Here is a 20,437-nt window from a genome sequence, read left to right as displayed (position 1 = left end):
TTAATCAATCTCTTTTTAAATAGATGACTGCCATTGGAGGAATTGTCAATGCCAGGGAATACTCCTTACGGTGCGCCGGAAGAGATTGTGCCTCGATAACCTCCTGGTTCTTCACATTGCTGCCTCCAAATCTCTCATCATCACTGTTGAAGATCTCCCGCCAATTACCTGCTTCAGCCACACCCAGGCGATAATTCTCCCGAGGTACCGGTGTGAAATTACAAACCACCATCACATTGTCCTTAGGATCTTTTCCCTTCCGCAGAAAGCTGATGATGCTGTTCTCTTCATCATTGATATCTACCCATTCAAATCCTTCAGAAGAAAATGCTTTTTCATAAAGGGCAGGTTCAGATCTGTAAATGTTGTTCAGTTCCTTTAGGGTTTCCTGAACCTTATGATGAAGATCCTCATTGGTGAGGTGCCATTCCAGGCTACCGTCATGATTCCACTCTGAAGGCTGTCCAAATTCAGCGCCCATGAAGAGCAGTTTGGTTCCGGGGTGGGCAAACATATACGCATACAGCGTCCTTAAGTTGGCAAACCTGTTCCAGGTGTCGCCGGGCATTTTATTCAGTATTGAACCTTTTCCGTAGACCACCTCATCATGAGAAAGCGGCAACATGAAATTTTCTGAGAAGGCATAATTGGAACTGAAAGTAATGGTGTTTTGATGGTGTCTCCTGTAAACAGGGTCTTTGCTGAAATATTCCAGGGTATCATGCATCCAGCCCATCATCCATTTTTGCCCGAATCCAAGGCCACCAATATACGTAGGCTTTGAAACCATGGGCCACGCCGTAGATTCTTCGGCAATGGTAATGGCATCGGGGAATTCCTTATATACAGCCTCATTAAATTCTTTGAGGAAGCTGATGGCTTCAAGATTTTCCCTTCCTCCGAATTCATTTGGCTCCCATTCGCCCTCATTCCTGGAATAATCCAGGTAGAGCATAGAAGCCACCGCATCTACCCGCAATCCGTCGGCATGGAACATGTCCAGCCAGAAAAGGGCGTTACTAATGAGGAATGCCCGTACCTCATTTCTTCCGTAGTTAAAGATATAGCTCTGCCAGTCCGGATGGAATCCTTTTTTTGGATCGGCATGTTCATAGAGATAGGTACCGTCAAAGTAGTGCAGGCCGTGGAGGTCTGAAGGGAAGTGGGAGGGAACCCAATCCAGGATCACTCCAATTCCTGCCTGGTGCAGACTGTCTATGAGGTACATAAAGTCCTGCGGAGTCCCGTACCTGCTGGAAGGCGCAAAGTAACCCGTGATCTGGTAACCCCAGGAACCAAAGAAAGGATGTTCCATTACCGGCATGAACTCTACGTGCGTAAAGCCCATTTCTTTGAGGTAACCGGGAAGATCTTCGGCCAGTTCACGGTAGGAGAGGGATCTAAACCCGTCTTCGGGAACCCTTTTCCAGGAACCCATGTGGATCTCGTAAACGGAATAAGGTGCAGGTTCTTCTTTTTTGCTGCGCGCTTCCATCCAGCTTTTATCTTTCCAGGTGTTCTCCAAGTCCCAGACCATGGAAGCCGTATTGGGCGGAGTTTCCCAGGAAAAGGCGAAAGGATCACCTTTTTCGGCTTCATATCCATTGTTTGAGCGGATGAAATATTTGTACAGGCTGCCTTTTTTTGCCTCCGGAATAAAGACCTCCCAAATCCCGGAATGGTCCCAGCGTGCCTTCATCATATGGGCATCTTTGCTCCAGTTGTTGAAGTCTCCCATTACGGCGATCTTTTCGGCGTTTGGTGCCCACACCGCGAAATATACTCCCTGCGTACCCATATATTCCATTAGGTGCGACCCGAATTTCTTATAAAGGTGATAATGTTTCCCCTCCTTAAAAAGATGAACGTCATAATCTGTAATAAGGGTAGCCTCTACAGGTTTATCCTTAGAGGACTCCTGTTTCTCCTTTTTAGTGGGTGTCGCTTTTTTAGCTACAGTGCGGGCTTTTTCTGCCATCTCGCTGAGGTCTTCCTCGTCGGGAATTATTTTTTTCATCAGTTCCCGGGCCTTTTCGGGTGTGGAAGCCAGGGCAGCGGTAAGTTTCTCTGCCGCTCCCTTGACATCATCGGCATCAGGAATGAGCTCACGTGCCATTTTTTCTATATCACTCCGCGTTTTCTCATCGGGAGATAACTTCTCGGCCAGCTCTTTAGCAAGAGATTCGGTGGTATGCTTCAGGTCTTCGGAAGGGGAAGTATTAGGCTGCTTCATCTTCTCTTCGGCACTTATGGCGGGATCGGCCTTGTGCCGAGACATTTTCCTAGGGGCTTCCTTATCTTCAGGTTCAGGTGCCTTTTTTGTGGCTTTTTTTCTTCTGGTAGGATCTTCTGAAGCTTTTATGGCTTCTTTGGTCTTTGCAGTCTTGCGAGTTCTCTTCTTTTCCTCATCGGGCGTGGAAGTTTGTTTGGATGCCGGCGCTGCCACATCTGGCAGTTCCTCGTCTGTCAACGGCTCATGGAACTTCGCGGGCTTCTTCGAGATCTTTGTTTTTTTATCTGCTGTACCCGCAGTTTTCTTGCCCGAAGTTTTGGCTTTAGCTGTAGTACCGGACTTAGAAGTTTTCTTCGGAAGACTTTTTTTGGGCTTAGGAAGACTTGCGGTTTCCTTTGCTGTGCTTTTCTTCTTGGGAACATCTTCAGCTGAAGGTCCGGCGTCTTTTGCCGGTTTCTTGACCTTAGCTGTATCCTCCGTTTTCTTTCGGTCCCCAACATCTATAGGCCCCTTGACCTGCCCCGATCTTTCGGGTTTAGGGGAAGCCTTTTTTGCTGTGGTCTTTTTATCTTTATCTGTGGTGTTTTCCTTTTTCTTAGCCATTTTTATACCTCCTTACAATAGATTTTATGCCCCGTAATGGGATCAATACCCAGTCAGGACGATTGTTCAATTCATAATTCAATTCGTAGATCGCTTTTTCAAGCAGGAATGTTTCCATCAGGATCTCGATATCTTCAGCCTCATCTGGTATGAAATTGTTGTCTCCAACATTTTCATAATATCCCTGCAGGAACATCCTCGTGACCAGGTAATACCAGGTCTCTGCCCAGACTTCCAGGTCACCTTCTTTCTTTTGCTGCTCCAGTTCGGTATCAATTATACTGCTGTAGGCAGCGTAATGGAAGGATCTTACCATCCCCGCAACATCACGCAGAGGAGAGCGTTTGAGCCTTCTTTCGCTGAAGGATCGAGCCGGTTCACCTTCAAAGTCAATGATTACAAAATCCTTTCCGGTCCATAATACCTGTCCTAAATGATAATCGCCATGCGTACGTATCTTCATGATGGGGATCTTATGGTCAAAAACCCTTTTAAAGCATTTCAGCACATCGGTCTTCATGTCCAGTACTTCCTTGGCTTCTGGCCGCAGTTCTTCGGGCAGATGTTTCAGGTTCTTCTGAAGGTTCTGAAAAGCGTTCCTGGTTAGCGACTGAAGCGAGGAGAACAATGAACGCTGGTAATGCAGTGAAAAAGGCTCGTGTTCAAAGTCCTTTTCCTCAGGATGTGCTGCAAGGGCTTTGTGCATTTCGGCCGTACGCTGACCCAAAAGCGAAATCCTTTCAGGAAAGATCACTCCCATCAATTCTTTCATTTGTTCAGAAAGGTCCTGGTAATTTAGAGGGGTAAGATCATGTTCTATGAACTCCTCTTCAGCATCTTTTGGCCGGGTCAATACCCTTTCAAAAAAGCGCTTTAGAGAGTCTTTGGTGTAGTCCCAAGCATCTCCCTGGTTGGGCACCAGGTCCTGCATCATTCCCAGCACAATAATATTTTTTGGATCGGGCTTGTACTCGATCGCCCCTACAAAACGCGGAGAGTTCTTATATTCTGTCTTTTCGGTAAGATAGCGGGTGATCTCTAAATCTGGGTTTATAGTATTATCCAGCTTTCTGTAAAGCTTCAGGAAATACTTGTTGTCAAAAATGAGGGAAGTATTGCTTTGTTCCGCATTTAGGATCTTTGAGTGGATGTGATGGTGATCTGCCTCCATTCCATTTTCACTGTGATAGAACACTAAGTTTCCTTTTCCACTCTTTAATTTCCGACCTTTCCTGATGTTCTTGAAAAGCTCATTTCTGAAGCTTTCATTATAAACAGTATCAAACAAATGCCCTTTTTTATCATCAATGATAAGTTCTGCCAAAATACCTTTTTGGGGAATTTCCTTGTACTCTTCTTCATTACTTTCTTCAATAAACCCAAGCGGAAGCTGATACACTTCTGGCAGACCGTCGTTGTAGTTCACCTCAATTGTGATAAGTGTCGCCGGCACATCCTTTACCGGAATAGGCACCTTATTGATAACTGAAATGTTCTGGATCACGCGAGATTTTCCCCCAAACCAGCGGCAGCTGTTGAGGTAAGAGGGCAGAACTTCATTTTCGAAGCGGGAAAGCATCTTGTTTTCCAGCAATTTTTCCCACTCGGAAACTTTCAGGATGGGCGTAATTGCTTTTTCGGCATGTGGTTTTTCCTTTTTCAACTGAAACCAGTAATAACCATGCGGCGCCATGGTGAAGAGGTAGGGCTGGTCTGTGATCCTTGGGAACTTGTTATGGCTGAACACTTCCACCGGAATGTAATCTTCATAGGGTTCCAGGTCAAGTTCAGCAGCCTGAGGGAACCTGGAAAGGTTACCCAACACCAAAATGTCTTCGTCCTCAAAGGTTCGCGTATAAGCAATGATCTTGGCATTGCTCGGCGACAGGAAATTGATGTCTCCCCGGCCAAAAGCCTTGAACTTCTTCCTCATGCTTATGATACGCTTCATCCACCAGAGCAATGACGAAGAATTCATTTGTTCGGTTTCCACATTGACCGATTCATATTTATAAGCGGGATCAATGATCACCGGTAGGTATAGTTTATGCGGATTGGCTGTGGAGAATCCCGCATTTCTGTCGGCTGTCCATTGCATTGGGGTTCGCACCCCGTCACGGTCCCCCAGGTAGAAGTTGTCTCCCATCCCTATTTCATCTCCGTAATAGATCACCGGTGTCCCCGGTAAAGAAAACAACAGCACGTTCATGAGCTCGATCTTACTGCGGTTGTTCTCCAGCAGGGGTGCCAGCCTGTGCCTTATTCCCACGTTGATCTTTGCCTGCGGATCTTTAGTGTACACCTTGTACATGTAATCCCGTTCCTCATCGGTCACCATCTCAAGAGTGAGCTCATCGTGGTTCCTTAAAAAGATAGCCCACTGGCAGGACTCCGGAATTTCGGGAGTCTGATCGATGATGTCCATAATGGGATATCGATCCTCCATTTTAATGGACATGAACATGCGCGGCATGATGGGAAAATGATAGTTCATGTGACATTCATCTCCATCGCCAAAATACGCAGCGGAATCTTCGGGCCACATATTGGCTTCGGCCAGCAACAACTTATTGTCGTAGAATTTATCTACGTGCGCCCGAAGTTTTTTCAAAAATCTATGGGTTTCGGGAAGGTTCTCACAGTTGGTGCCTTCGCGTTCGTACAGGTACGGCACGGCGTCAAGCCTGAAGCCGTCAACTCCCAAATCACACCAGAAGTCGAGAATATTGAAAACCTCCTTTTGTACCTTCGGGTTATCAAAATTAAGGTCGGGTTGATGGGAAAAGAATCGGTGCCAGAAGTACTGATTGGCCTCGGGATCCCAGGTCCAGTTGGAAGGTTCTGTATCGGTAAAAATGATTCGGGTATCCTTGTATTTATTAGGGTCGTCTGTCCAGACGTAAAAATCCCGTTCCTCAGAACCGGGTGGGGCTTTGCGTGCCCTCTGGAACCAGGGGTGCTGGTCTGAGGTGTGATTGATGACCAGTTCGGTAATAACCTTAAGGCCCCTTTCATGCGCCTCATTGATGAACCGATGAAAAGTTTCCAGGTCTCCGTACGAAGGGTTGATACTATAATAATCGGCTATGTCATAACCGTCATCTTTTAAAGGGGAAGGGTAAAAGGGGAGCAACCAAATGGCCGTGACTCCCAGGTCTTCCAGGTAATCCAGCTTTTGCAGCAGGCCTTCAAAATCACCTACCCCATCTCCATTGCTGTCAAAAAAAGCTTTGATGTGCAGCTCGTATATGATGGCATCTTTATACCAGTTTTCCTGATCTTCTGAATTTATGGCTTTAACCATGGTTAAATTATTTTATCTAAGTGGTTTTTTGGTTTCTACTTTAAAAATATGAGCCGGGATCGCCTGGGGATGAAGTTCAACGTAATTCCATTCATCCTGCCAGATGTAACTCGAGCCGGTAAGCAAATCGGTCACTGAATAAGATTCATGGGCCTCGATCTTTAGATCATGCAACGGCACCTTCACCCAGCCTGACTGCACGTGGTTAGGGTCCAGGCTCACCACAATGATGAGCTTGTTGATTCCTTCCTGGTCTATTTTACTGTAGCAGATCAACTGGTTGTTGTCTGTATGGCAGAATTCGATATTCCATGTGCTTTGCAGGGCCGGATTTTCATTACGAACCCGGTTAAGGATACTGATCACCTCCTTGATCTTTGTATTTCTGTGCCAGTCCCAGTGGTAGATCTGATATTTTTCAGAATGAGTGTATTCCTCTTTTCCGGGATAGGCTTCATTTAAACCGAATTCAAAAACAGGTCCATAGATCCCGTAGTTAGAAGACAGAGTTCCGGCAAGGATAAGCCTTATTAAAAATGAAGGTTCGTGCCGGTTTTCAAGAGAGATAGGCAGAATATCGGGAGTGTTTGGCCAGAAATTAGGCCGGTAATACTCCCTCACTTCAGTTTTGGTAAGCTGTGTAAGGTATTCTACGAATTCTTCTTTGGTGTTCCTCCAGGTGAAGTAGGTGTAGGACTGGTTAAATCCTATTTTTGCCAGTTCTTCCATCACCCGGGGCCTGGTAAAGGCTTCCGCGAGGAAAATTATCCCGTCATATTTTGCATTGATCTCTTTGATCATCCATTCCCAGAACAAAAAGGTTTTAGTGTGCGGATTATCAACTCTGAATATCTTCACGCCTTTATCTATCCAGAACTCTACAATGCTTTTTAGTTCGTCCCACAGGTTTTCCCAATCTTCGGTCTCAAAGTTCACTGGTAGCACGTCCTGGTATTTTTTGGGAGGATTTTCGGCATATTGTACCGTGCCATCGGGTCTCCATTTGAACCACTGCGGATGTTCCTTTACGTAAGGATGGTCTGGCGAACATTGAATGGCAAAATCAAGGGCGATCTCCATGCCCAGCTCTTTTGCTTTTTTCACCACGCTCTTAAAGTCATCCATGCTGCCCAGTTCTGGGTGAATGGCCTTATGGCCTCCCTCTTTCGCACCTATGGCCCAGGGGGAGCCAGGATCGCCTTCTTCGGCGTCCACGGCGTTGTTCACTCCCTTTCTGTGGCTTCTTCCAATGGGATGAATGGGCGGAAAATAGATGACGTCAAAGCCCATTTTTGCCACCTCCGTAAGCACGTTCTCACAATCTTTAAAAGTACCGTGACGGCCTTTTTCGGGAGAGGCTGAACGCGGAAAGAATTCATACCAGGCGCTGAAAAGGGTCTTTTTCCGTTCTACCCGAACCTCCAGGATCCTGTCATATTTATAAGCTTTGGAGCGGTCTCTTGATTCATACATCACCCTGGATGCGCTATCGCTCAGGGCTTCAGAAATTGCCTGCCCTTCTTTTTCCTCATCCCTCAATAATTCGATCCAGGTATTCAGTTTTTTCTTGTTAGCGGCTGTAGCTTGTGGCAGGGCTGCTTCCATGAACTGCGCTCCTATGAGTAGTTCCGTCTTAAGATTTTGATTCGCGGCCGCCTTCTTCTTAAGATCTTCCTGCCAGGTGGTGAAGTGGTCTACCCATGATTCAATAGTGTACTCGTAGAGGCCGGTCTCGTCAAAACTAAAAGTAGAGGTCCAGTGGTCATTTCCCTGGAATTCCATATGCTGTTCCTGCCATTTCTTCTCGCGCCCGCGACCTTTCTTTTTGGGTCTGGTAAGCAGCACCGCGTCTACTTTATCATGTCCATCGCCAAAGATATCGGCATGAACTTCCACTTTTTCGTCTATTACTCTTTTTATGGGGTATTTTCCACAATCTATTTCGGGGGAAACATTTCTAATACTCACTCGCTTATGACCGTCCAACTTCATACATCTTTGTTTTTTAAAAAATCTATGTTGATTATTACCTGCGCTGGTTGGTAACTACAGGTGTTATGGTAATCTAAATCACTTAAATTTAGACAAGTAGAGGGACAAGCTTAGTTAAAAAACTATTAAACATTCAATCTTCCGTCTTATCCTTCTTAGCTTTGAAAGTGTTGATTTTGAAGGAAAAAGGCATAGGAAATATGGGAAGAAAAGTAGGGGCTGAATATTTGAAGAACGATACCTGCCAGTTCACGGTTTGGTCACCTTTAGCCGAAAAGGTAGAGGTGGTTTTAAAAGATAGAAATGAACCTGTTTCCTTAATCAAAGATACCCAAGGCTACTGGGAGGCAGAAGTGCCTGAAGTACCACCGGGTTCTTTATATAAGATACGTCTTGATGAAGAGGATGAATTTCCAGATCCTGCCTCGCGCTCTCAGCCTGAAGGCGTTCATTCCTGGTCACAGGTAATAAATCATTATTCCCACGATTGGCAGGACCAAGGCCATGAAAGCCGAAACCTGGAGGACATGGTCATATATGAGCTGCACGTAGGAACATTTACTTCTGAAGGAACATTTGAAGGCATTATTGAGAAGCTACCACATCTTGAGGAGCTGGGGGTTAATACTCTGGAAATAATGCCTATTGCACAATTTCCGGGAGATCGAAACTGGGGTTATGACGGGGTCTATCCTTATGCCGCGCAGGATAGCTATGGCGGGGCTACCGGTCTAAAGAAGCTGATTGAGGTCTGTCATCAAATGGGTTTTTCAATCCTGCTTGATGTGGTTTATAACCACATGGGGCCGGAGGGGAATTACCTCTCGCAGTTCGGACCTTATTTTACCGATAAGTATCATACTCCCTGGGGCAGTGCCATTAATCTCGATGACAAATACAGCGATCACGTGAGGAATTTCTTTATCCAGAATGCGATCATGTGGCTTGAAGAATTTCATTTTGATGGCCTGCGTCTTGATGCCGTGCATGAGATAATAGATCGCGGGGCCAGGCACTTTTTAAAAGAATTGAGCGAAGAAGTGGATGCACTGGAAAAGAAGACGGGAAAACATTATGTACTTATCGCCGAAAGCGATCTGAACGATAACCGTCTTGTGACTGATTATTCAAAGGGCGGTTACGGTCTTGAGGGCCAGTGGATCGACGACTTTCATCATGCAGTGCATACGCTGCTTACAGGGGAAGATGCCGGCTATTATCAGGATTACGGAAAAGCGGAGTACCTGGCAAAGACCTTTGAGCAGGGTTTCATTTACGACGGCATATATTCTAAATTCAGGAAAAGAAGAGTGGGGAACAGCCCGAAGGGAATAGCAAAAAATAAATTCGTCGCCTGTATTCAGAACCATGACCAGGTGGGAAACCGGGTGCTGGGAGAACGGCTTGGCCAGTTGATCACTTTCGAAGAACAGAAACTGGCTGCCGGTACTTTGCTCACTTCTCCCTTTGTGCCATTGTTGTTCATGGGAGAGGAGTTTGGAGAGACGAATCCCTTTAGATATTTCATTAGCCACGGTGATCCGGAACTGGTAAAAGCGGTGCAGGAGGGGAGAAAAAGGGAATTTGAGTACTTTGATCAGAAGGCAGAGGAATTTCCTGATCCGCAGTCCAAAAAAACCTTTGAGGAGTCCCGCCCAAACTGGAACTTTAAAGAAGATCAGTCAAAAAACACCCTTTTTGAAATGTATAAGCTTCTGCTGAAAATGAAAAAAGAAGGCGCATTCCACCTTTTTGGGGCTGAAGATACTCAGACAAAATTTGACGAAGAAAATAAGGTACTGCAGGTGATCGCTTCCGATAAGGAGACGAACCTTATGGGAATATATAACTTCGGAAAAATGCCTTTTAGAGTGACTTTTTCCGCAGAGAAAAAAGGCGAGATCCTTATAGCCTCGGCCGATAAAAAATGGCTGGGAGAAGAAGAATTTCCGAAGGAAAGGATCAAAGAAACTGAAGTTCCTCCAAAATCGTTCATGATCATTAAAATATAATTAAAGTCTTTGCGGAGTGCAGGATTAAGTCCTATATTCTAAAGACTTTTCAACCTGAGCAGCAAAGGGTTAGCTGCGAAATCTAATTTTGAGAACATGAGTAGAAAATACATATGCATTCACGGACATTTTTATCAACCTCCACGGGAAAACCCATGGCTTAACAAGGTAGAGCTGCAGGAATCTGCTTACCCATACCACGATTGGAACCACCGCATCAACGCGGAATGTTATGTGAGAAATTCGGCTTCCCGAATTCTCGATGAGGATGGAAAGATCGAAGCCATTATGAACAACTATGCCTGGATGAGCTTTAACATTGGGCCCACCCTTCTGGCATGGATGGAGAACGAAACGCCGGAAACCTATAAGGCGATCCTTGAGGCCGATAAGGAAAGCATGGAACTATTTTCAGGCCACGGATCGGCACTGGCACAGGCCTACAATCATCTCATCATGCCTCTCGCCAATGAGCGGGACCAGGAGACCCAGGTTATTTGGGGAATTGAGGATTTCAGGTCTCGTTATAAAAGAGAGCCTGAAGGTATGTGGCTGGGGGAAACCGCGGTAAATACTAGTACCCTGGAGATGCTGGCCAAACACGGCATTAAATTTACTATCCTGAGCCCTTACCAGGCAAAAAGGGTGCGAAAAATAGGAACTAAAGAATGGAAAGATGCCACCCATGCTAAAGTAGATGCCAAAAAGGCTTATAAATGCAAGCTTCCTTCTGGCAACGAGATCGGCCTTTTCTTTTATGATGGTCCGGCTTCCCAGGGGGTCGCTTTTGAAGGGCTGTTGAACAACGGGGTTCGTTTTGCCGAAAGGCTGCAAGGCCTGTTCTCGAACAACCAGGATCTGGAACTGGCGCACATTGCCACCGACGGAGAAAGTTACGGGCACCATCACAAACTCGGCGAAATGGCCCTTTCTTACTGCCTGGACCACCTGGAGAAACAGGAGGGGATCAATCTGACCATTTATGGCGAATTCCTGGAAAAATTTCCACCCGAATATGAAGCAGAGATCATTGAAAACACTTCCTGGAGCTGTTATCACGGGGTGGAACGCTGGCGCAGTGACTGTGGCTGTAACACCGGGGGTCATGATGATTGGAACCAGAAATGGCGCGCGCCTCTTCGGGAAGCCTTTGATAAGGTGCGGGAGAAGCTCATCACGCTGTATGAAGAGCAAATGCAACCTTACACGTCAGAGCCATGGGAAGTAAGGAACAGGTATATCAAGGTGGTCCTTAACAGGGATAATGAAAATGTCGCTAACTTTTTAAAGGAAAATTTTGGAGATCAGCTTTCCGAAGATGACAAGGTGAAACTGCTAAAACTTCTGGAAATGCAATACCATACAATGCTCATGTACACCAGCTGCGGATGGTTCTTTGATGAAGTTACCGGGATTGAAAGCATGCAGGATATTTTCTATGCCACACGGGCCGTGCAGCTGGCCGAAGAGGTGAGCGGGAACAAGTACGAACCCGATTTTATTGAATCGCTCAAAAAGATCCCCAGCAACCTTCCTGAGTATGGAAATGCCTATGCTGCTTATGAAAAGGTGGTAAAACCGATGGAGCTGGACATGATACGTATCGGAGCTCACTATGCGATTTCTTCTCTTTTTGAGGAGTTTCCGGAAGAGGTCACCCTTTACAACTTCAGTGCTACCGTTAAATCCAGTCATTATTATGAAGCAGGAAAACAGAAACTGATCATTGGCCGCACTGAGTTCAGATCGGACATTACCTGGGAAAAAGTGGATATTTCTTATGCCGTTCTGCACATGGGTGACCAACATCTTTTTGGCGGCGTGCGTAAATATATGGGGGCAGAAGCCCTGGAAGGTCTGCATACGCAGATCGCCGAATATTTTGAAAAAGGGAATGTTTACGAGATCTTCAATCTAATGGATACTCATTTTGGGAACCACAATTATTCCTTCTGGCATTTGTTCAGGGATGAGCAGCACCATATAATGAAACTGGTAATGGAAAACAATCTTACCGGCGCCGAGGGGGCCATGCAGCAGCTGTACGACAACACCTATCCGTTGTTGAAGACTTTTCAGGAGATCAACATGAACGTGCCCGCCCGGCTAAAACTGCCGGTGGAAATGGCCGTGAACAACCGGCTGGTCAAAGAGCTCAAAAAAGAGGAGCTCAACTTCAGGGAACTTGAAAAACAGTTGAAATCTGCTGTGGCCATAGGTGCCAACCTGGATCTGGTTACCCTTGACTTTCTTGTAGATCAAAGGCTTACCGAGTTGATGAAAAATTTTAAGGAAAGCCCTGAGGATCTGGAACAGTTGCATTTCAGCAACCGACTGATCAAGCTAATTGATGAGTCCCCATTGAACCCTGAAAAATGGGAATCCCAGAACATCATTTTTGGGATCAAAGAAAAATATTACACCCAGATGACCGAAAAAAGCGCGGCAGGTGATGAGGATGCGACCCAATGGGTAGAAGCCTTCAGGCACCTGGAAGAGTCTGTAAACCTGGTGGTGGAATGAAATGTCCTGCTTCCACATATCGCATCCAGCTTTCCCCGGAATTCACTTTTGAAGACCTTAAAGGGATCCTGGATTACCTGGAGCAATTGGGCGTCTCCACGATCTATTCCGCACCTTTTTTTAAAGCCCGGAAAGGAAGCACACACGGGTATGACATTACCGACCCTTTTTTGCTGAACCCTGAAATAGGAAAACTAGAAACCTTTAAGGTGATAGGAGAATGGCTTCGGAAAAATAAAATGAGCTGGTTGCAGGATATCGTTCCCAATCATATGGCCTATGACGGCAGCAATAAATGGCTTAAGAATATCCTGGAACTGGGACCGGAGTCACCGTACTATGGATACTTTGATATAGACTGGCAGGAAGAGAAGGTGATGGCCGCTTTTTTAGGAGATCCGCTGGACGAGGTGCTTCAGAATAAAGAACTAACCATATCTTTGAATGAATCTGGTTTTAGCCTGAAATACTACGACAACTCTTATCCGCTTTCCGTAAGATCTTATGCGGCGATCTTTGCTGAGGCAAATCAAAAGGACTGGCAGGAAAAATTTTCAGGTCAGCGGCAAAATTGGAAAGAACTGAAAACTTCTTTTTTAAAAGAGGTTCAGGAAAATGAGGATCTGAAGGATTCTATTGCTGCAGCGATACGAAAGATCAATGCTACTGAAGCAGAACTCAAAAAGATCCTTAAGCTCCAATACTTTGAACCCGTTCATTGGAAAAAGACCGAAGAAAAGATCAATTACAGGAGGTTCTTCACCATTAATGGCCTTATCTGCTTAAAAATGGAAAAACAGGAGGTATTTCGTACCTACCACGGCTTTATAAAGGAACTGGTGGACGAGGGCCTCATCAACGGATTGCGAATAGACCATATCGACGGACTGTTTGATCCACCGGGATACCTGGAGCAGCTTCGGGAAATGGTGGGAAAGGATTATTATATCATCATTGAGAAGATCCTGGAATGGGATGAAAAACTGCCAAAACATTGGCCGGTACAGGGTACCAGCGGGTATGGCTTCCTGGCTGAAGTGAATCAACTTTTTACCCAAAGTAATGCTGACGAATTGTTTACTGAAAATTACCACAATATCAATCCGGTAAAAGAAGAGTATGAAGACCTGGTTTACCATCAAAAACTATTCATTCTGTGGGAAAGAATGGGAGGGGAGTTCAATAATCTATGGCAGCTGGCTTTTCAGCTGGAACTGCTTACTTCAAAAGAAAACACCACCAATCATAAGAACGCCCTGGGTGCCTTTTTAGCGGCTTTTCCGGTTTACCGTATCTATCCGGAAGAATTTCCGCTGAAAAAAAAGCAAAAGAAGATCATTGAGCAGGCATACCAAACAGCATTGGAACATGGGCAGCATCTGGAAGCCGAACTTGGCCTGCTGAAGGAACTTTTCCTGGGCGAAGCCAATAAAGACAGGGAAAACATGTTCCATTTCCTCCAGAGATGCCAGCAATATACAGGGCCATTGGCCGCAAAAGGAGTAGAGGATACTACTTTTTACATTTTCAACCGGCTGATCTCTCATAACGAGGTGGGAGATTCTCCCGAAAATTTCGGCCTGTCCGTCCCCGGATTCCATCAGCGAATGGAAATGAGATTAAACGATTTTCCGTTATCTATAAACGCTACGGCAACGCACGATACCAAGCGGGGGGAGGATGCCCGCATGAGGATCAATGTGGTGAGCGAATTGGGAAACGAATGGTTCCAAAAAGTGGAAGAATGGAAAGGGATCTGCGAACAAAGGGACCAGGATTTTACTCCTGACATGAATGAAAAATATTTCATTTTCCAGATGTTGGTGGGGGCTTTTCCCTATGATCTGGAAATTGGCCAGGAATTCGTGGAAAGATCTGAGGCCTACCTGCAAAAGGCTTTGCGCGAAGCAAAAGTTCATTCCTCCTGGGCCGAACCTAATACAGATTATGAAACAGCTGTCTTCGATTTCCTGAAATGCCTTTTACGGGAGGAAAAATTTTTGTCATCATTTTTACCATTTCAGAAGAAGGTGATGGCTTACGGAGTTTTGAAGTCATTGGGACAGTGTCTCATAAAAGTGACCGCTCCGGGCATTCCGGATATCTATCAGGGCACCGAATTGTGGGACCTAAGCTATGTTGACCCGGATAACAGGCGCCCCGTTGACTATGAACTTCGGAAGAAATACCTCTCAGAGATCAGCGGGTTGGGATCAGAGGATACACGGGAGTATCTTCAGAACTTAAAAAAACGGTACTCTTCGGGAAAGATAAAAATGTATTGCCTTTTTAAAGCTTTAAAGGAAAGAAGGCAATTTCCGGGGGTTTTTGAACAAGGAGAATACCTGGCTTTAAAGCTTAAAGAGCCTTTAAGGGACAAAGTGCTCGCCTATGCCCGAAAATTCCAGGATCACTGGTATCTTGCAGTAGTTCCGGTGATGGTAACCGATCTTTTTAATGAACAACTACAGCCGAAAGAACAATTTTTGGACGAACCGGTCTTAGAGCTGCCAAACGAGTTTCCTGGGAACTGGAAAAACCTTTATACGGAAGAAATTCTTGAGACTTCGGAAAAGTGGACCGTAAACCAACTTTTTGGGAGTTATCCGGTTGTTTTGTTAACCAATAAATATTGATCAATAATGGAAAGGAGCAGTGGAATTCTTATGCATATAACCTCCTTGTGGGGACCTTACGGAATGGGCGATCTTGGGCAAAACGCCTATGATTTCCTTGACTTTTTAAAGCGAACCGGGCATTCTTACTGGCAATTGTTGCCGCTCAATCCTACAGACAAGATCTACAAACATTCACCTTACAGCACACATTCCGCCTTTGCGGGCAATCCTTTACTGATAAGTCCGGAGTTACTAGAAAAAGATGGCTATGTGGACCTCAAGGAGGTACCGTTGCCAAAAGGGATTAGGGAAGACAAAGTCATTTTTGGTCCTGCAGAAGAATATAAAGAAGAAGTGCTGAGTCTGGCTTGGAAGCAACATAAAAAAAAGAAGTCTTCAGAACCTGATTTTGAAAACTTTAAAAAGGAACATGCCCACTGGCTTGATGACTACTGCATTTATCTTGCCCTGCGGGAAAAGTTCGGGAATATCAACTGGATCGACTGGCCGGCAGAGCTAAGGGACCGCGAAGAGGAAGCCCTTACGACTGCCGAAAAAGAACTGCAGGAGCCTGTGGAAAAGGAAAAGTTCATTCAGTTCCTTTTCTTTTCTCAATGGTCCCGGTTAATGGCTGAAGCCCATCACCGGGGAGTGAAATTCTTTGGGGATGTTCCATTTTACATCAATCACGATAGTGTAGATTGCTGGGTGAATCCTTCGTTGTTCAAGCTGGATGAAGAAAAAAAGCCCACCCACGTTTCCGGAGTGCCACCTGATCTTTTCAGCAAGACCGGGCAGTTGTGGGGCACGCCGGTCTATGACTGGAAGGAGATGAAGAAGAATGATTACGAATGGTGGATCTCCCGGTTGAGGCAGAATCTGCTCTTGTTCGATGTGGTGCGTTTAGATCATTTTAGGGCCTTTTCAGCTTACTGGGAAGTAGAGGCTTCAGAAAAAACAGCTATCCGCGGAAAATGGGTGAAAACGCCGGGGGTTGATTTCTTCAATTCCCTGAAAAAAGAATTTCCCGAAATGCCTTTTATAGCTGAAGACCTGGGATCCCTGGACCAGCCGGTGTATGATCTTCTGGAAAAATTCAATTTTCCCAGAATGAAAGTGCTGCAATTCGCTTTTGGAGACCATTACCGGGAGAATCCTTACCTGCCGTTCAACCACCTCCCGAACGATGTAGTGTACACCGGTACTCATGACAATAATACTTCCATTGGCTGGTTTTCAAATGCCGGTAAGGAGGAGAAAGAGCATTTAAAGGAATATACAGGTATGAAAGTTACGCCCAAAAATGCCCATAAGGTTCTCTATAGGCTTGCACTGCAATCGGTTTGCGATCTGGCGATAGCGCCTTTTCAGGATATAATTGGGCTGGGAGAGGAGGCTCTTATGAACATTCCCGGCAGCACGGAAGGCAACTGGACCTGGCGGGTCAAAGAAGAGGAACTTCCAAAGGATTCCGAGATCGAAGAAGTATTTAAGTTGAATGAGCTTTATGGAAGGGTAGTTCAGGAAGAGGAGGAAAAAGAAAAAGGGGATGATAAATAGACCATCCCCTTTGAAGCATTTAAGCTGAATATTTTCTGCATGCAGCTGCACATTCCCTGCAGGCTTTTGCACACTGCTGACAATGGTCTGAATCAAACTTCTCACATTCTTCTGCACAGTCTTCACAGATCTTGATGCAATAATCTATGAGCCCCTGGATATTTTCATACTTCGTATCCAGAATGTTAGCTGTGGCCGCGCAAACATAGGAGCAGGCGCGATCTAACCTAATGCATTTTACCATGTCCTTTACATTGTCTTCATCAAGACAGGCATCTGCACACCAGTTGCAGTAATTGATACAATTCGATAAGCTTTTAAGCATTTCCTGATTTTTCATTTTTCACAATTTTTTGGTTAAAAATCCTTTTCTTCAAGATAAGAAGGATTTTTATTTTAGTTGTGTAAAATGCTGTTAAACAGGGAGATGTTTAAAAATCTTTTTTCCTGATCACTTGCCTCATTCGTAACAGGGGGAATACTACCCAAAGGATGAGCATACCCATGGAAGTAACGGCTCCCAATGGTGTGCCGAAGAATTCTTTAAAGACCGCCCCGGTGTAACTTAACAAGGCCGAAATATCCAGTTTTAGAAGGATAAGAATTCGGGAAAGATCAATAGGATTGAACATGGTCGCGATGAGGGAAAACTTATCTAATGGATAATCCTGAAAATATACCAGGCTCAGAAGGAAAAGTCCGTCATAGATCACTGCCAGAAATAACCAGAGTAAAATGGCATATCCAAATCCTTTTATCTTGTTCTCGTGCGAAAGGGCAATATTAAAAGCCAAAGCAGAGAAGATCAGGGTTAGGAACAGTCCAGTGATCAGCAACATCACAAAATCCCATATGACCGCAGATTTGAAAAGACCATAGGCCACAAAGGGAATTCCCAGTCCCAGAATAAGACTTAAGGAAAGGGAAATGGCCACTCCAAAGTACTGCCCCAAAAATATCGAACTACGTTTTACAGGCTGGGCTAGAAGGAGTTCGGTAAATTCTCTAGAGTTATAATAGTACATAACGCCAAAAATAGTCCCAATGAGCGGCACGATCATGATGATCACGTTCATAAGGGTGATCACGGCCGTAGAAAGGTCATTGTTAAGGAATAACAGTGTGATGCCTAAAAGAAGATAGAAGAAGAAGTAAACATAGCTCCAGCTACTTCTTGTAAGGTCGAAAAAACTATATTTTAAAATCTTGTACATATTCTTCAGATAAAAGATTGGCGATGGCACGTTCAAAATCCTGTTGGCGGGTGTTGGTCTTAAGCTGGGAAACCGTTCCGTCAAAATAGATCTTTCCTTCAAGCAGAAAGACGATCCTGTCTGCGACCTCTTCCACAAAGTTCATTATATGGGAGGTGATGAGAATGGTCTTTCCTTTCTCCTTTTCCTGCTGTATCAGGTCCCTGAGGTGTAAAAGGGAAATGGGATCAAGGCCCGAAGTCGGCTCATCCAAAATGATCAGCGGGCTGTCAAACATGAAGCAAAGTACCAGGTTCACTTTCTGTTTTGTACCACCGGAGAGTTTGTTCAGCTTTTTATCCAGGTAAGGCTGCAGTTTGAAGAACTCAATAAGCTCCTGGTCCCGCGCTTCCTTGCCTCTAAGGTCTTTGATCATGGTTATAAGCTCCATCACCTTCAGGTTACCGGGAAAGTTGGCGATCTGTGGTAAATAATCGATGTTTTGGCGGTATTTCCAGCGTTTGATCACGATTTCTTCATAAAGGTCGATCTGGCCTTTATCTGGAACTACCATTCCTAAAATGCTTTTTATGAGAGTGGTCTTTCCGGAGCCGTTAGGACCCAGCACGGCAATAATTCCCTGCTCTTCAATATCAAGGTCCAAACCGTTCAGCACCACCTGGGAACCAAATTTTTTATGCAGGTCTTTAATTCTTATCATTTGATTTTTCTCATTTGCGGTTGTGGGTCGATGAGTTCTGCAGGGGTAAAGATCGGAGATACTTTTTCTGAGAAATCCAGCAGCCCAATAAATATGCTTCTTAACAGGATGATCGCTTCGGGGGTTCTGTTCACAAGGTATGAAAACAACTTTACCGGGCGATAGGGAACATCTCCCGTCCCGTCCTTGTCCAGATCATAACCCGTGTATTCACTCCAGTAGTTTTTAAGAAACTCGTTCTCATTGATATTTCCGGTATAGGCAACATCAAAAGAGTTTGCCAGGAAGTTGTTCTCTGTAAACACATTTTTGTAACAGGCTCCGCGTATTCTCACAGCATATCCATTACTGATGAAATCGTTATGTCTGTAATTGATCCTGTTGGTATTGTCTGCGCTAATGGCGATGGTATTGTCTTCAAAAGTATTGTTGATCAACTCAGAATCGCTTATTTCTTTCAGCAACAGTCCATAAGAAGCGCTGCCCCAGTTCTTTCTAAAAAGGTTTCTGCGCATCTCAATGAACTTGGAATACATTACCGCTACGCCAGCGCCATTATTCTCGAAAGTGTTCCCGAGATATTCGTTGTGGTCTGAGAACATGAAATGCAAACCGTACCGCAGGTTATCTTTGCACAGGTTTTCCTTTATCACACAATTATTGACGAATTCCAGGTAGATCCCATCCCGCACGCCAATTATCTCGTTGTTCTTTACCGTAAGGTCTTCGGAATGCCACATATGGATACCATTTCCTGACTTCGCCTGAATCCTGGATTTGCTTTTCATTTTGTTTCCTGAAATGGTTCCGGCCGAAGAACGTTCTATCAGTATCCCGAAAAAGATATTTTCGAATCTGTTATTGACGATCCTGAAGTTCTTTGACCTGGAGACCAGGATGGCCGCAAAATCATTGGTATGGCTGGTGCCAATGTTTATGATCTTAATGCCTTCTATTGAAAAATTTTCGGCCTTTACCGTAATGGCAGTTCCCTGCATTTCGGCATCAATGACCGGGTATCCCTCCCCAATGATCTTGATGGATTTGTTCAGGATCTCTACACCATGCTCTTTATAAATTCCGCTTTTTATTCTAATGACATCCCCGTCCACAGCCATATCCACGGCCTGTTGCAAAGAGTTTACTTCACAACTCGTGCAGACCTGGATCTCTTTGGCCTGTAAGGATGAGAAACAAAAGAAGAAAAAGAGGAGAAAAGAAAACTTCCTCATTATCTTAGTAATTGGTGATCACAGAATCCTTTTGAAGAAAGTGATCGTTTAATTCTGCCCAGGTCAGAACCATCCCGGATTCGTTATTTGGTGAAACTTCTGATCTTTTCAGAGCAGCCAGGTTGGCGCCCATGGGACTTTTTATGCTGTCGTTAATGATAAAAGCAGCTTTTTCAGCGTCTATCATACTTCCGGGGCGGGAGTGATCTGCCACCTTTAAAACAGCCATTTCAATGTCTTTTTGAAGAAGATCATTTACCATGCATTCAATTGCATCATATTTATACTGCTTTCCTTTGGTGCTCACTGCCTGTGCAGAAAAAGCAGGATTGACTATGGTCATTTCACAAAAGTGACAGGCTTCGTTCCCGTAATCAATGGGTTCGGGTTCCTGGCTGCAAGAGACCAGTATCGTTAGAAAAACAAGGTAAATGATCTTTTTCATT

At 44.9% G+C, this 20,437-nt stretch carries 12 protein-coding genes; 4 read left to right on the top strand and 8 right to left on the bottom strand.

Annotated features, from left to right (window positions below):
* Window positions 1-4 precede the first annotated feature (4 nt).
* Genes glgB through BLS64_RS07165 form a run of 3 tightly spaced genes read right to left on the bottom strand, consistent with a single transcriptional unit; the run spans window position 5 to window position 8,132 of the window.
* Entirely contained in the window at window positions 5-2,836 is a 2,832-nt protein-coding gene (glgB, locus tag BLS64_RS07175; protein ID WP_456153881.1) for a 1,4-alpha-glucan-branching protein, read from the bottom strand.
* Complete coding sequence (gene treS, locus BLS64_RS07170; protein ID WP_093112816.1) at window positions 2,829-6,140, bottom strand: maltose alpha-D-glucosyltransferase; 3,312 nt, start codon at window positions 6,138-6,140, stop codon at window positions 2,829-2,831. Before treS ends, glgB begins: the two co-directional genes overlap by 8 nt.
* A gap of 12 nt (window positions 6,141-6,152) precedes the next feature.
* Window positions 6,153-8,132, bottom strand: coding sequence for an alpha-1,4-glucan--maltose-1-phosphate maltosyltransferase (locus tag BLS64_RS07165; RefSeq protein ID WP_093112815.1), 1,980 nt, complete (start codon window positions 8,130-8,132; stop codon window positions 6,153-6,155).
* A gap of 200 nt (window positions 8,133-8,332) precedes the next feature.
* Between BLS64_RS07165 and treZ the strand changes: the two genes are divergently transcribed.
* The 4 genes from treZ to malQ all read left to right on the top strand — a co-directional run bounded on the left by treZ (window position 8,333) and on the right by malQ (window position 16,845).
* Entirely contained in the window at window positions 8,333-10,144 is a 1,812-nt protein-coding gene (gene treZ / locus BLS64_RS07160) for a malto-oligosyltrehalose trehalohydrolase (RefSeq protein WP_093112964.1), read from the top strand.
* Between the two features lie 96 nt (window positions 10,145-10,240).
* Window positions 10,241-12,667 carry a DUF3536 domain-containing protein gene (locus BLS64_RS07155; RefSeq protein ID WP_093112814.1) on the top strand — a complete coding sequence of 809 codons (2,427 nt, stop codon included), beginning with the start codon at window positions 10,241-10,243 and terminating at the stop codon, window positions 12,665-12,667.
* Complete coding sequence (gene treY / locus BLS64_RS07150; RefSeq protein WP_176763443.1) at window positions 12,664-15,303, top strand: malto-oligosyltrehalose synthase; 2,640 nt, start codon at window positions 12,664-12,666, stop codon at window positions 15,301-15,303. Before BLS64_RS07155 ends, treY begins: the two co-directional genes overlap by 4 nt.
* Window positions 15,304-15,309: 6 nt before the next feature.
* Window positions 15,310-16,845 carry a 4-alpha-glucanotransferase gene (gene malQ / locus BLS64_RS07145; RefSeq protein WP_093112812.1) on the top strand — a complete coding sequence of 512 codons (1,536 nt, stop codon included), beginning with the start codon at window positions 15,310-15,312 and terminating at the stop codon, window positions 16,843-16,845.
* Between the two features lie 19 nt (window positions 16,846-16,864).
* Here malQ and BLS64_RS07140 read toward each other — a convergent pair whose 3' ends face one another.
* The 5 genes from BLS64_RS07140 to BLS64_RS07120 all read right to left on the bottom strand — a co-directional run bounded on the left by BLS64_RS07140 (window position 16,865) and on the right by BLS64_RS07120 (window position 20,436).
* Window positions 16,865-17,185 (bottom strand): four-helix bundle copper-binding protein, encoded by a 321-nt coding sequence (locus BLS64_RS07140; protein WP_093112811.1) that lies wholly within the window; start codon window positions 17,183-17,185, stop codon window positions 16,865-16,867.
* A 91-nt stretch (window positions 17,186-17,276) separates the two neighbouring features.
* Window positions 17,277-18,059, bottom strand: a complete 783-nt coding sequence (locus BLS64_RS07135; RefSeq protein WP_093112810.1) for an ABC transporter permease — start codon at window positions 18,057-18,059, stop codon at window positions 17,277-17,279.
* Window positions 18,037-18,759: an ABC transporter ATP-binding protein gene (locus tag BLS64_RS07130; RefSeq protein ID WP_093112809.1), complete on the bottom strand. Its 723-nt coding sequence runs from the start codon at window positions 18,757-18,759 to the stop codon at window positions 18,037-18,039. The genes BLS64_RS07135 and BLS64_RS07130 overlap by 23 nt, the downstream gene beginning before the upstream one ends.
* On the bottom strand, window positions 18,756-19,991 hold the full coding sequence (locus tag BLS64_RS07125) for a nitrous oxide reductase family maturation protein NosD (RefSeq protein ID WP_093112808.1): 1,236 nt from the start codon (window positions 19,989-19,991) through the stop codon (window positions 18,756-18,758). Before BLS64_RS07125 ends, BLS64_RS07130 begins: the two co-directional genes overlap by 4 nt.
* 4 nt (window positions 19,992-19,995) lie before the next feature.
* Window positions 19,996-20,436, bottom strand: a complete 441-nt coding sequence (locus tag BLS64_RS07120; protein ID WP_093112807.1) for a nitrous oxide reductase accessory protein NosL — start codon at window positions 20,434-20,436, stop codon at window positions 19,996-19,998.
* Window position 20,437 lies beyond the last annotated feature (1 nt).

This window comes from Salinimicrobium catena (assembly GCF_900102915.1).
GTDB classification, from domain to species: Bacteria; Bacteroidota; Bacteroidia; order Flavobacteriales; family Flavobacteriaceae; genus Salinimicrobium; species Salinimicrobium catena.
The sequence above is the reverse complement of the archived record's forward strand: the minus strand, read 5'-3'. Positions and strand labels throughout refer to the sequence as shown.